Below are 12,626 nucleotides of genomic sequence, written 5' to 3'. Positions count from 1 at the left end.
CGCTTTTCTTTGGAAAAAAGGGCAAGTTTAGTTGCATTTTGCCAACTGGTCGGCGTAAGGTTTTGTGTCAATTTTGGCGGCCTTCGCAATCGTCAGGGCTTCCTGAGCTGCCTTTTTGCCTTCGGCCTTTTTCCCAATTTTGACGTAGGCTTTTGACAAATCATTGTACAAGTCGGCTAGCTTATCTTTGGTATGGTTGGTGTTGGAGGTTTTAAATAATTTAGCCCCGTCATTTACCCACAAAATCAGCGAAGGTACGTAAGAGTTTTCGGTGGCTTTTTCGTTGAAAAGACGAACAATGTAGGAGTAATCCAGAAAGTCCATCGTCGCAATTTTACGGTATTCATTGAAGCGGGCAGTGGCGGCTGGGGTATTTTTTTCGCGAAAATGGGCTTCCAACTCCTTCAGCAGCGTGCGCGGAGCAACGACTTTGGCGGGATTGCCGAGTTTAATCATGGCTTCTCGCATGGCCACCACTTCCGACGCCTTGAGGCTGTTGGTACGCGGCCCGTAAAGTGTGTTGTAAATGATGGCTTCGGCGGCGTCTTTGACCGCTTTTGGATTTTCGGAGTTATTGTATTTCTGATATTTGGGTAGGTTGGCAAAAAAATGTTTCGCCAGCGGGTTCTGGAAGTCGTTGATTAACCGTGAAATAATGTAAAAACCGTTGGCGCTTTCCATGTCGGCGGGTTTGGTGAGCAACTTGGCAAAATCGTTACCGATTTGACTTTGGCGCGTTATGTCTTTGGTGGCTTTGGCATATTTGCCGTAATTGACCAGAAACTCCAGTCCCCGTTCGCCTTTGGCGTAGCGGGCGGCGTAGTTGCCCGTGCGTAGCGTAGGGGTGAGTGCCTCGTTGCCGTGTTTAATGACTTCGGTAATAAATTCGGCTCGGTTGGGGCGCTCAGCAGGAGCTGCTTGGTGAATCAATTGGCCGTTGGTATCAAAAAAGAAAAGCAGGGGAAATTCGGGATAAGTAATGCCCTTTTGTAGTTGTAATTCCTTAGAAATGGGCGAATTGGCTTCTATTTTACTACTCACAAAGGCAGGATTGAAAAACTCACCGACCTTTTTTTCCTGCAATACTGGGGCCAGCGCTGCGCAGTGAGGACAACCGTTGAGGTACACTTCTACCATCAACAGCTTGTTTTGCTGACGGGCCAAGTTGACCAATTGCTGAAAATTACCTTCTTCAAATTTGATACCCTGACTCAAAACTGGAAAAAACAAAAGGGAAAAAACAAGGGAAAACAACGTAGATTTCATGAGAATAGAACAAATGATAAAATGGATTCGGGTCAGCATTAGCGGTTTCTGTAAGCACAAAATGTGATGCTTTGCCAACGTGCTGGAAAATTAACGGATTTATATCAAATAACGTACCATTCTGTTTAATTAGAACTGGTGATGGGCGGAGGTAAGCGGTACGCGGTGGCCCCGGCCCTCGGATTTTTTTCCCAAAAAAAGAAAGTATGGATCTGGTGCCTGTCTTTGGTAAATTTCTATCTTTGCCTTACGAGAAATTACTGTCATTACCCCCTGTGACTATTTTTTACCAATTCGTTCGTCAGTTAATTTGACGAACTCTGCCCCGTATCTCATCAAGTTCGTTAATTTTGCGGTTATTCACTGACTCGCGTTGGGGATAGGTACCTACGTTTTGGTTAAACGCAAGGCTTGCCCCTACTAAATATTAAAAAATGTATCATAATCCTGTATTATTGAAGGAGTGTTTGGAAGGTTTGGCAATTCGTCCCGATGGCGTTTATGTAGATGTGACATTTGGCGGGGGAGGGCATTCAAAGGCCATTTTGGCACAGCTCGGAGAAAAAGGTCGTCTGTTTGCTTTTGACCAAGACCCAGACGCCCGGGCCAATGCCGAAGCGATTGATGATAAGCGTCTTACGTTTGTGGATGCTAATTTTCGTCTTCTTCAAAAATACCTACGCTTGTACGGCGTTAAGCAAGTGGATGGAATTTTAGGTGATTTGGGGGTTTCGTCGCACCAGTTTGATACGCCCGAGCGCGGTTTTTCGACGCGCTTTGAAGCCAATTTAGACATGCGCATGAATCCGCGTGGCGGGGTCTCAGCCCGGGATATTGTCAATGGCTATTCGGCCGAAGAATTACACCGTATTTTTGGCATGTATGGTGAGTTACAAAATGCCAAAACGGCCGCGTTAGCGGTGGTTTCAGCCCGTGCCAACGGACCGCTCGAAACCGTGAATGATCTGAAAGCAAGTCTCCAACGGTGCGTGCCGAGAGGGAAAGAGAACAAATATTTTGCGCAAGTATTTCAGGCGTTACGCATTGAAGTAAATGACGAAATGGGTGCATTGCAGGATTTTTTGACGCAATCGGCAGAAGTGCTCAAAGTCAAAGGCCGGTTGGTGGTGATGTCGTATCATTCGCTGGAAGATCGGTTGGTGAAAAATTTTATCGGCAAAGGCAAGTTCTACGGAGAAGTAGAAAAAGATTTGTTTGGCAACGACCTCAAACCCTTGCAGTCAGTTACGCGTAAACCCATTGAAGCATCAGCCGAAGAGATTGTCCAAAACTCGCGTGCGCGCAGCGCAAAACTGCGTATTGCCGAAAAATTGTAATTCATTAAGCAGTAGTTATAAAAACAGTCATCAGCAAAACATTTGACCTATGGCCATCAACGTGTTAAAAGCCCAAAACCAAAAGCGAACCGCGCGCCCCGTTCGTAGCAAGAGCCGAGTATTGAGCTGGCTTGGGCAATGGTTCCACGTTGAAAAGTGGATTGGCGGACGCGAATTTCCCGTCAGGTACCTCGACGGAACCTTGTATTTGCTTTTGTTAGGGCTTATTGTGATTTTTTTTCGCATCAACGCCGAACGACAAATGCGGCAACTGCGCAAAGCAACCGAAGAAGTCAATAACTATCGGGCCGCGTATACTATTCTGAAAGCCAATTATATGAAGATGGGGAAACAGTCAGAATTGGCACCTAAAGTGGCCAAGATGGGCCTATCGGAAAGCCGAAAATCGCCCCAGCGTATTCAGGTGAAAAAGTAATAAATTGAGCCATTGGCATTTTAATACCGTTAATTAACCCTAACCATGAGAGGCAAAACTGGAAATATTCGTGACGATATTTTGCAGCGTTCTTGGGTAGTAGCCATTGGGCTTATTATTCTGGGGGCGTTGGTTATTTACCGTATTTTTTATATTCAACACTACGATCTTTACAAGGGGAAACCCTGGATTGAATACATGTCAAAAACTGTTCGCGTGGATACCATTCCAGCCATGCGCGGCAATATTTACTCCAATGACGGTAGCCTGATGGCGACTTCGTTGCCCTATTTTGAGGTTTCTATCGACCCTACAGTGGCCGACAGCGTGTATTTCTACACCCGGGTCGACTCGTTGGGGACACTTTTGGCCAAGACTTTTGGACAACGCACGGCCGAGAGTTATGTGAAAGAATTACTCTTTGCCCGGCACGAATTTGAGCGGAACGAACGGCGTGGCAACCGCAATATTCGACTCCTGAAACGTAAAGTGACTTACCGAGAGTACAGTATTATTTTGGGGCAAGAATTTAAGGGAAATGTAAAAAAGAAGGACGGCACAACCGAAAAAGCCACCTGGAAAGGCTGGCCGTTTTTCCGCCGTTTTTCGTCGACAGGGCGCAGTCGGGGTGGGAAATTGATGATTACCTACGAGCGTTATAATCCCTTCGGTTCATTGGCGGAGCGTACCATCGGCTACCTCGATAAAAAGACCCGGCGCGGATTGGTTGGACTGGAGGCTAGTTTTGAAAAACGATTGGCAGGGACCCCAGGTGTAGGGTTGTACCGAGTGCTTGACGATCAGACATTTATGCCTAATGAAGACGAAGATGGACTGCAACCGTCCAACGGATACGACTTACACACCACCATCGACGTTAATTTTCAGGACATTGCTGAAACGGCACTTCGCAATACGCTCCGCAGTTATAATGCAGCTTATGGTTGTGTGATTGTGATGGAAGTCCAAACGGGCGAGATTCGGGCCATTGCCAACCTCTCTCGTGATACCGATTCAAGTTACCGCGAAACCTATAATCACGCCCTTGCGGGATTGGGAAACCCCGGCTCTACCTTTAAGTTGGCCTCCATGTTGGCGGCTTTGGAAGAAGGGATGTCGCCCAAACGCATGTACCATACTGGCAATGGAATTGCGACCTACAAGTCGGCAATCATTCGGGATACAAAACGCATAGGACACGGTAGTATCACGGCGCAACAGGTGTTTGAAAAATCCTCAAACGTCGGTGTTCACTTAGTGATGAAAGATTATTTTTACACAAAACCTGATAAATATGTGGGTTATCTGAAGCGCTTTCACCTGCGTGAGCCTACGGGTATTCAGATGAAAGGAGAGCCAGATCCCCGCGTTCGGACGCCATCCGACAAACGCTGGAGCAAGACCTCGCTGACCTATATGAGTTATGGCTATGAGTCAGAGTTGACGCCTTTACAGATGTTATCTTTTTATAATGCTGTTGCCAACGATGGCTACTGGGTGCGCCCGATGCTGGTCAAACAGATAAAACAGGCCGATCAAATTGTGCAGGAAATGGTGCCATTTCGCAGTGAAGTACGCATTGCTTCCGAAAACTCTTTGCGCAATGCCCGAAAAATGTTGGAAGGAGTCGTGGACCACGGAACGGCCACGAACATCAAAAATCCGTTTTACAAAATTGCGGGGAAAACGGGTACTGCTCAAAAACTTGTGAATGGCCGCTACGTGCCGGGGTTGTACAATACATCGTTTATCGGCTATTTTCCCGCCGATGCTCCTCGTTATTCGGTGTTGGTGGTGGTTGACAGCCCGCGTGGATTCAGTATGGAACAACTTTACGCGGGTAGCGTGGCGGCACCGGTATTTAAAGAAGTGGTAGACCGGATTGTGGGGTATGACATAAACATGCACCCACCGATTCCGAAACAACAAAATAAGAACTCCGAAATGTCGCGTCAGCTACGGGCGGGTCATGCCGATGACTTGCGGGTGGTGGCCGAAGAAATGGATATTGAATCGCCAGTGAATGTCAACGGATGGGTAGAAGCCAAAAAAGATAAGGATGGTGTAAAATGGGAAAGCCGCGATGCCGACCCTAATAAATTGCCCAATTTGAAAGGAATGTCGCTCCGCGACGCCCTTTATTTGCTCGAAAACCACGGTTTTAAAGTGGCATACAAGGGGAAAGGAAAAGTGGCAGAATATGAATATAAGGGAGGTGCGTATATTTTGACGTTGCGATAGTTGTACTCCTCATCCATCTTTTTAGTTAAAACAAAACGCCCCTCTCCTTGTCAAGGAGAGGGGCGTTTTTCAATTTATCCCCATTTTGCTTTTTGAATATTATCAATGCTTATCTGGATACTTTCGAGCGGAGGACGCTTGCATACATCTTGCTCTACAAAGTAATGTTTGAGGCCCGCCACGCTTGCTTCCTTGAACAGGCTGGCAAAATCAATGCTGCCGAGGCCCACTTCTGAAAACTCTTTTTCGGGGGTTTTGGCCATGTCTTTGACGTGCCACAACGGAAAACGATTTGGATATTTGGCGAAGTACGCAGCGGCATTTTCGCCTGCTTTTACGACCCAATACAAGTCCATTTCCATGACGACATTGGTGTTTTTGAGCAATAAATCATAAGGCTTTTGGCCATCAATTTTTTGGGTAAATTCAAAATCATGGTTATGATAGCCCATGGTCAGGCCCGATTTAAGGGCGATTTCGCTACTTTTGTTGAGCAAATCAAACAGTTGATTGTAATCCTCGGCTTTGCGCTCGCTGTCCATCAGGTAGGCAAGCACTACGTATTTCTGACCAATAGCGGCTGCATCCTCCACCACTTTTTCCCAATTCTTGGTCAATCCATCGGTCATTCCGGGCGTACGCGCGGTCATATAGTGTCCGCTGACAGCCGTAAGCCCGTTGTCTTTCAGGAGTTGACTGTATTCAGCAGGAGTTTTTTTGAAAAATTTACCTTGCCCGTACCCGAAATTTTCCACCTTTTTGTAGCCGAGCTTGGCCACTTCTGCCAGTATCTTTTCGATACCCTGCTTTTGAATATCCTCGCGGAGGGTGTATAGTTGTAAGCCTACTGCTTTGGCTTGCGGGTTAGCTTCGGCCTGCAATTGCAATAAGGCAAGTGCACCAAGACCTGCGGTGGTTTGGAGAAAGGTTCTGCGTTTCATTGAACTTAAAATTGAAGATAGGTTAATTAGTAATTTAAGGCGCAAATGTAACCGGAAAGGAATTAGTTACCTTCGATTGACTCGAAAAGAATAAACGTCCGTTTGTGTTGCCTAATGCAACGTTCAAATAAAAAAAATAGTGTTGATGCAACATTGAATTTAACTTTTGCATCTTATACCCAAAAACCCCTGAAATTGATATGAGAACAGCCATTTTTTACCGCCTCACCACCCTTCTTTTTGCCAGCGCTTTTTTCTTAGTAGCCTGCTCTTTTTCGGCCGAAAACCGTGAACGTCAAGACGAAGACCGTACTACCCGTACGTTTGACCTCAAAGATTTTGATCGTCTTTCGTTAGGAAGCGCGTTTGAAATTACGGTTACCAAAGGCAACCATTCGGTCAAAGTAGAAGGCCGTAAGCAAGATCTCAACGACTTGGAAGCCGATGTTTCGGCTGGAAAACTCCGCATTCGTTACAAGGATTCATTTGGTTGGAACCGTAACCGAAAACGCATATCGGTCACGATTTCGATGCCCACCGTCAAAGCCCTTGATTTTTCGGGAGCCACGACGTCGCGTGTATCAGGATTCAATGATTTGGGAACGTTGGATTTGGATATTTCGGGGGCTTCTAAATCCGATATTCAGGTGAAGGCCCAAAGAATCGTGATGGATGCTTCGGGCGCTTCCACGATTGTATTGACGGGTTCGGCCAACCGCTTGGAAGGGGAAGTCTCGGGGGCTACCTCCCTGAAAGCCTACGATTTTCCCGTGAAAGAAGCCTTTCTGGATGCTTCGGGAGCTAGTAACGTGCGCGTGAGCGTAAACGGTAAACTCGAAGTGGAAGCCAGTGGCGCGAGTAGTGTACGTTATCGTGGCACTGCTTCGGTACGCTCCAATACCTCTGGTGCCAGCTCCGTCAGAAGCGAATCGTAGATAGATTCTGGAATGATAATTGTCGAATTTTTTTGAAATAAAATAGCCGCATTATGAAAATATACCTTCATAACGCGGCTGTTTTGGTGTAAAGCTTTAGCTTAGCGGTCAATCCAGCGTTTAAACACAGGGGCTTTTTCCCGGCTGATTTCTACTTCTGATACGTGGCTGCTTCGTAGTTTTACGTATAATTTCCCAGAGGCGTCACCCTTATAACTTTCAACTGCATTTTGATTGATAATTTGTCGGCGTCCTGCCCTGAAAAACTCATTTGGGTTGAGGATGTCTTCGATTTCATCCAGTGTGTTTTGTTCGGCAATGTATTTTTGACCGTCATTGGTTACCACAAAGATTACTTGGTCAAGATAAAATAGCGATACATCGGCCAAGTTGATAGGAATAGACGCATTGCGGTGCTGAACAATCAGTTTCTCCTTGTACATTCTCCCGATTTGGGAAGGGTGATTGGCCAGGGTTTGCAGCACTTCGGTCGAAATACTTTGGTTTTTTTGCAGCGCCTTAAATTTACCAAGGGCACGAATAAGATCCTCTTCGTCGATGGGTTTTAAAAGATAATCAATGCCATTGACCTTAAACGCCTTGATGGCGTATTCGTCGTAAGCGGTGGCAAAAATAATCGGACATTTGATGTCGAAATAGTTGAATAAATCGAAACTGATACCATCGGAGAGCTGAATATCCATGAAAAGCAAATCAGGCTCGGCATTTTGCATAAACCACCGTCTGGCGTTTTTTACGCTGTGCAAAACATCAAGCACCTCGGCCTGTGGCGCAATATCTTTCAACATTCGTTGGAGCTGTTCGGCAATGAGGGCTTCGTCTTCTACAATTAGAACTTTCATGGTGTTTGGTTAGGTTAAAGTAATGGCAATACGATGCGAAAGAATTCGGGTGTTTGTTGAATCTCAAGCGCGGTTTCTGAAAAATAAGCGTATAAATTCCGCAAGCTGCTTAAGCCTTGTCGATTTTGAACTTCTAATGTACGTTTGATTTGGAGGTTGTTTTCGATGATAAGTCGTTGATTTTCAATTTTTATCGTAACCAGCAACGGCGAGTCGGGGTCGGTTAGGTTGTGCCGGGTGGCGTTTTCAATCAGAATCTGCAACGTGGTCGGAACAATCTGAAACGAATAATAGGTTTCGGGTACTGTAAGGCATACTTCCAGCCCTTTCCCAAAGCGGGTTTGGAGCAAATCTGCGTAATCTTTAATAAAACACAACTCTTCACCCAGCGTGACCAGTTTGGTGTGTCGGGTGGTCAGAACGTAGCGATAGACGCGCGTCAATTGACTTAAAAATTTGACCGCCAGCCGTTGGTCGCTGTAAATCAGACTTTCAAGGGTGGCCAGACTGTTAAACAAAAAATGTGGATTGAGCTGACTGACTAAATTTTGGTATTTAACTTCCGAATGGTCACTATCATACGCGCTTTTTTCGCCCGCTTCTTGGGCGGGTATTTCGGTTGGTGTAGATTCTATTTTAGGCGTTGGTTTCATTCATCAGGCCGTTTGTTGGTGGGCGGCTTCAATCATTGCGGCCGACATCACGCTGTATACATCAATCCACGCTTGTTGTATTTCGGGGGTAAAATCACTTTTTAGTACCTTTTCCAATGTCCACAACAACGCCTCTCCAATGTATTGATAATGCTGTACTTTGGCGCCGTACTTCACGTGTTTCTGTCCTAAATCTTGCAACAGTGGCAGTAGTTCATCCATATTATCCAGAGAACATACCGTAAAGCTAATCACCTGAAACAGTTTGATTCCTTGGGTTTTAAGCTCACTTTTGAAAAGATGCTTTACCTCAGGGACTAGTTCAAAAAAACGTGTATAAAACACTTGAGCGGCATACTCTGATTTCGGAACAATACGGGCAAAACTGGTTTGTACCAGCTTTTTTTGTTGATCATTCATGGTTTATGTGTGGGTTGGTTGTATAAAATTAGATGGTTTAAACAGCATAACTAAAAAAAACAGCCTAAGACGTCGGTTTGGATGGCTAATCCTGCAAAAGCTAAAACCGAGGCGTTAATCCAGTAATGGAACATAGACGGTAAAACGGTCGACGGTTTCTTTTACTTGCATGGGTCGGTCGGTTAGGTAACTATACAAAGCCCGAAAATCGCCCAATCCTTTTTTATTGGAAGTGGTTACGGTTCCGCGCTTTTGTAGGTTATTTTCAAAAATAAGGTAATTGTCTTCTTCCCTGATTTTTACCCAAAGGGGTGATTCCAAGCTGGTTGTGTTGTGTTTGATGGCGTTTTCAATTAAATTTTGAAAGGTAACGGGGACCACTTTTTTGTGCGCCAAATCGTCGGGGATGTCTATTTCAACGCATAGCCCCGTGCCGTATCGCATGTGCAACAGGCTTATAAAGTCACGGGCAAAGCGTAATTCTTGTTCTAGCATCACCACTTCGTGGTCGTCGTTTTCAATCAGATACCGGTATACTTTTGTCAATTGACGGAGGTATTTGGAGGCTAGTTTATGGTCTTTGTAGATGAGACTGTCCAAAACCGCCAAGCTGTTAAACAAAAAGTGGGGATTGAGTTGGTTGATAAGTCCTTGATAACGAGCTAGTACTTTCTCACGCTCAAGCATGATGGCTTTGCGCTCGGTTTCAACTTGTTGCTTTTGGACAATTTCAAACTTTTGGCGAAAATCCAGTTTTTCGGTCAACTCCTGATTGAGTTGATTTTGAAGCATTTGTTGTTCTTCCAACAATTTTACCTGCGTGGCGTGTTCGCGTTGGATGATTTTTACGCGGGACCGATAAATGTAAACGCCGATGGCTACGACCAGCATGACCATTAACGTTTGAAACCACCATGTTTGCCAAAATGGTGGATTGATTACGATGCGTAGGGTGTACGGAGCTGGGTTCCAGACTCCGTCGTTGTTGGCGGCTTTTACGTGCAACGTATACTCCCCGGGTGGTACGTTGAGGTAGCTAATGTTTGCTTGGGTCGTAGGAGCTCGCCAACCGTTGTCATTTTTGACGCCTTCGAGCCAGAATGAAAACAGATTGTTTTCCGAATGGTCATAGCTTAGGGCGGCCGCTTCGATGCTAAGGTCGTTTTCATCGTACGCCAACGTAATCGGAAGGTTGTTTTGGGGAATGTGCGTAGGAAGAACTTCCTGACCATGCACCCTTAACGACGTCACGACTACGGGCGGAACAAACGTGTTGGTTTTGACGCGGTCGGGATGAAACCGCACCAATCCGTACAGTCCCCCAAAATACAAATTACCCAATTGGTCTTTGGCCACCGATTTGGTCTCGATAGAAAGCACCTCAAGGTTGTCGGCGCGGCCAAAGGATACAAACCGTTTTTGTTGCTCGTCGTACCGCGTTAATCCATTAGCGGTTCCCATCCATAGCGTGTTTCGGACCCGTATCAGGGCCGAAACATAATTGTTAGCAATGCCATGACGGGTAAAATAATTGGTAAACGATTGAGTTTTAGGGTCAAGGCAGGCCAGTCCATTATCAGTTCCCATCCATATATTGCCCTTTGAGTCTTCCGAAAAAGACATTACGCCGTTGTCAGGCAGGCTTTTGGGGTTGTCTTCTTGGTATCGATAAGTGGTTACTTTTGATAAATCGGGACTAATGCAAAGCACCTCGTCAACGCCGCAGCCAACCCACAGATTTTGTTTGCTGTCGGTGTATAGGCTATTGTAGCGATTCAGAGGCAAACGCCGAATGCGCTCATCGTTAAAGCGATTGGCAAAAGTTTTGGTCTTGGGGTCAAATATATTCAGCCCCTCGTCGGTGCCGATAAACACACTTCCATCTGATGTAGGATGTAAATCGAACACAAGCCTGCCTGCGACAAAATGACGCCCAGGAACGATAGGTGGTGGGGAGGGCATTGCTTCATTGGGGAGATGGTCATAAATCGTAAATTTTCCCGTGGTAGGGTCCAAATGCTGAAAGTGTTGGGTGGCTATATATACCTTGTCTTCGGGGTCAACGTAGATAGAGTTGACACCGTTGTCAGAAAGACTGTTTTTGTTTTTAGGATCGTGGCGATAGGCCTTGTACGTATTGGTAGTTTGGTTGACCCACACCACGCCGTTGTCGGTTCCCAACCAAAGGTTGTCCTTACTGTCGACCGCAATCCGGTTAATGGCCCCGCCGTTGGCCGTGGTAGGCTGATAATTGGCTTCTTTTAGGGGAGAAGTAAATGACTGACTAGCAGGGTTAAACCGACTGATGCCTTTATAAGCAGTACTAAACCAAAGTACGCCCGAACGGTCCTGGAATGCGGTTCGTACATAGTTGGAACTCAGACTATTGGGTACGTTGATTTGACTTTGGTAATTAATAAACTTTCGTTGGTTTTCGTGATAACAAAAAATCCCTTGTCCTTGGGTACATATCCAGAGTTTACCATCTTTGGAGTAAAACACCGAGCTAATTTCTCGGGGTTCGGCCAGTGGAATGTCCATTTTTATGAAATGTTCGGTGGCAAGGCTCAACATCGACAACGTACCATTGCGGGTGCCAACAATGATATTTCCCGTTTTGGGGTGCTTTGCCAAAGCCGTCACGGAGTTGTCGGGAATGGTGCCCAATTCATCGCTTTTGCAAAAAACCTGAAAAGAATTCTCTTCAATATTGTAGCGATACAGCCCCAAGTCGGTGCCAATCCAAACCGTGGGGCCATCAATCAGCAACGAGCGAACAGAATAAACGAGCGGCTTTGAGGAGGGGTCGGTAGGAAGCTTAATTAATTCTGATTGCTTGGTTTTGGGGTCAAAAAGAATCAGTCCGTTGGCGCTACCGAGCCAGAGTTTACCCCGGAAGTCTTCGCCGATACAGCGAATATAATCGGAGCGCTCACCGTATTTGGTAAAATGAAATCGCTCAAATTGCTGCGTTTTAAAGTCCATTCGGTTAAATCCATGCTGCGTTCCTACCCAAAGGGTGCCATTTTTGGATAACAAAACGGAACGAACAATAATATCCGAAAGCGAATGGGGGTTTTGGCGGTCGTGGTCAAAGACTTTGCATCGAATACCGTCGTAGCGTGCTAGTCCAGCCAACGTACCAATCCAGATAAAACCCGACGTATCTTGGGCAATACCAGTGCAATAATGAATAGGAAGCCCCTGCTCAGGACTCAGGTGCTGAAAAGAGATTTCGGAAGATTGCCCAAGCACCAGAACCTGTGTCCAACAGCTCAAAAGTAGACTAAAAAAAAGGGATGAGCCTGTCCGCATTTGTTGTGGCTGAAAAAAGTTAAGTAAGACGTAAAAGTGCAAAAAAAATGGCCTTCTTTTACTTCATTAAACGGATTTGACAAGCTGAATCGATACAATTGGTATTCGATGAAAGTAGAAAGAAGGGATTGAAACGAAAAATAAAACTGACCAAAGCGTTGGTTTTTGGGGGTAAAACGGGGCAAAATCAGCATTGAGCCGTACGATAAAGGTGTTGAA

10 protein-coding genes are annotated in these 12,626 nt (G+C 45.8%); 4 read left to right on the top strand and 6 right to left on the bottom strand.

Features of this window, described 5'->3' with window-relative positions; all coding sequences use genetic code 11:
• Window positions 1-27: 27 nt before the first annotated feature.
• Complete coding sequence (locus tag DR864_RS08625) at window positions 28-1,266, bottom strand: thioredoxin family protein (protein WP_162793655.1); 1,239 nt, start codon at window positions 1,264-1,266, stop codon at window positions 28-30.
• Window positions 1,267-1,700: 434 nt separating this feature from the next.
• On the opposite strand from DR864_RS08625, the gene rsmH reads away from it, so the two are divergent.
• Genes rsmH through DR864_RS08610 form a run of 3 tightly spaced genes read left to right on the top strand, consistent with a single transcriptional unit; the run spans window position 1,701 to window position 5,280 of the window.
• A complete protein-coding gene (gene rsmH / locus DR864_RS08620) occupies window positions 1,701-2,603 on the top strand; it encodes a 16S rRNA (cytosine(1402)-N(4))-methyltransferase RsmH (RefSeq protein WP_114066580.1) in 903 nt (300 codons plus the stop codon).
• Window positions 2,604-2,652: 49 nt separating this feature from the next.
• On the top strand, window positions 2,653-3,039 hold the full coding sequence (locus tag DR864_RS08615) for an FtsL-like putative cell division protein (RefSeq protein ID WP_114066579.1): 387 nt from the start codon (window positions 2,653-2,655) through the stop codon (window positions 3,037-3,039).
• A gap of 45 nt (window positions 3,040-3,084) precedes the next feature.
• Window positions 3,085-5,280, top strand: coding sequence for a penicillin-binding transpeptidase domain-containing protein (locus DR864_RS08610; protein WP_114066578.1), 2,196 nt, complete (start codon window positions 3,085-3,087; stop codon window positions 5,278-5,280).
• A gap of 74 nt (window positions 5,281-5,354) precedes the next feature.
• On the opposite strand, the gene DR864_RS08605 is transcribed toward DR864_RS08610, so the two are convergent.
• Complete coding sequence (locus DR864_RS08605) at window positions 5,355-6,221, bottom strand: sugar phosphate isomerase/epimerase family protein (RefSeq protein WP_114066577.1); 867 nt, start codon at window positions 6,219-6,221, stop codon at window positions 5,355-5,357.
• Window positions 6,222-6,421: 200 nt separating this feature from the next.
• On the opposite strand from DR864_RS08605, the gene DR864_RS08600 reads away from it, so the two are divergent.
• On the top strand, window positions 6,422-7,156 hold the full coding sequence (locus DR864_RS08600; RefSeq protein WP_114066576.1) for a head GIN domain-containing protein: 735 nt from the start codon (window positions 6,422-6,424) through the stop codon (window positions 7,154-7,156).
• A gap of 101 nt (window positions 7,157-7,257) precedes the next feature.
• Here DR864_RS08600 and DR864_RS08595 read toward each other — a convergent pair whose 3' ends face one another.
• The 4 genes from DR864_RS08595 to DR864_RS08580 form a co-directional block, all read right to left on the bottom strand.
• Window positions 7,258-8,019, bottom strand: coding sequence for a LytR/AlgR family response regulator transcription factor (locus tag DR864_RS08595; protein ID WP_114066575.1), 762 nt, complete (start codon window positions 8,017-8,019; stop codon window positions 7,258-7,260).
• A gap of 14 nt (window positions 8,020-8,033) precedes the next feature.
• A complete protein-coding gene (locus tag DR864_RS08590) occupies window positions 8,034-8,672 on the bottom strand; it encodes a sensor histidine kinase (RefSeq protein WP_114066574.1) in 639 nt (212 codons plus the stop codon).
• A gap of 3 nt (window positions 8,673-8,675) precedes the next feature.
• Window positions 8,676-9,092, bottom strand: coding sequence for a globin family protein (locus tag DR864_RS08585; protein ID WP_114066573.1), 417 nt, complete (start codon window positions 9,090-9,092; stop codon window positions 8,676-8,678).
• 114 nt (window positions 9,093-9,206) lie between these two features.
• On the bottom strand, window positions 9,207-12,371 hold the full coding sequence (locus DR864_RS08580; protein WP_162793653.1) for a ligand-binding sensor domain-containing protein: 3,165 nt from the start codon (window positions 12,369-12,371) through the stop codon (window positions 9,207-9,209).
• Window positions 12,372-12,626 lie beyond the last annotated feature (255 nt).

Source organism: Runella rosea, from assembly GCF_003325355.1.
In the GTDB taxonomy this organism is placed as follows: Bacteria; Bacteroidota; Bacteroidia; order Cytophagales; family Spirosomataceae; genus Runella; species Runella rosea.
The sequence above is the reverse complement of the archived record's forward strand: the minus strand, read 5'-3'. Positions and strand labels throughout refer to the sequence as shown.

Coding starts and splice junctions, on each gene's coding strand:
- DR864_RS08625 (WP_162793655.1), bottom strand. CDS start 1,266: ATGAAATCTACGTTGTTTTCCCTTGTTTTTTCCCTTTTGTTTTTTCCA.
- rsmH (WP_114066580.1), top strand. CDS start 1,701: ATGTATCATAATCCTGTATTATTGAAGGAGTGTTTGGAAGGTTTGGCA.
- DR864_RS08615 (WP_114066579.1), top strand. CDS start 2,653: ATGGCCATCAACGTGTTAAAAGCCCAAAACCAAAAGCGAACCGCGCGC.
- DR864_RS08610 (WP_114066578.1), top strand. CDS start 3,085: ATGAGAGGCAAAACTGGAAATATTCGTGACGATATTTTGCAGCGTTCT.
- DR864_RS08605 (WP_114066577.1), bottom strand. CDS start 6,221: ATGAAACGCAGAACCTTTCTCCAAACCACCGCAGGTCTTGGTGCACTT.
- DR864_RS08600 (WP_114066576.1), top strand. CDS start 6,422: ATGAGAACAGCCATTTTTTACCGCCTCACCACCCTTCTTTTTGCCAGC.
- DR864_RS08595 (WP_114066575.1), bottom strand. CDS start 8,019: ATGAAAGTTCTAATTGTAGAAGACGAAGCCCTCATTGCCGAACAGCTC.
- DR864_RS08590 (WP_114066574.1), bottom strand. CDS start 8,672: ATGAAACCAACGCCTAAAATAGAATCTACACCAACCGAAATACCCGCC.
- DR864_RS08585 (WP_114066573.1), bottom strand. CDS start 9,092: ATGAATGATCAACAAAAAAAGCTGGTACAAACCAGTTTTGCCCGTATT.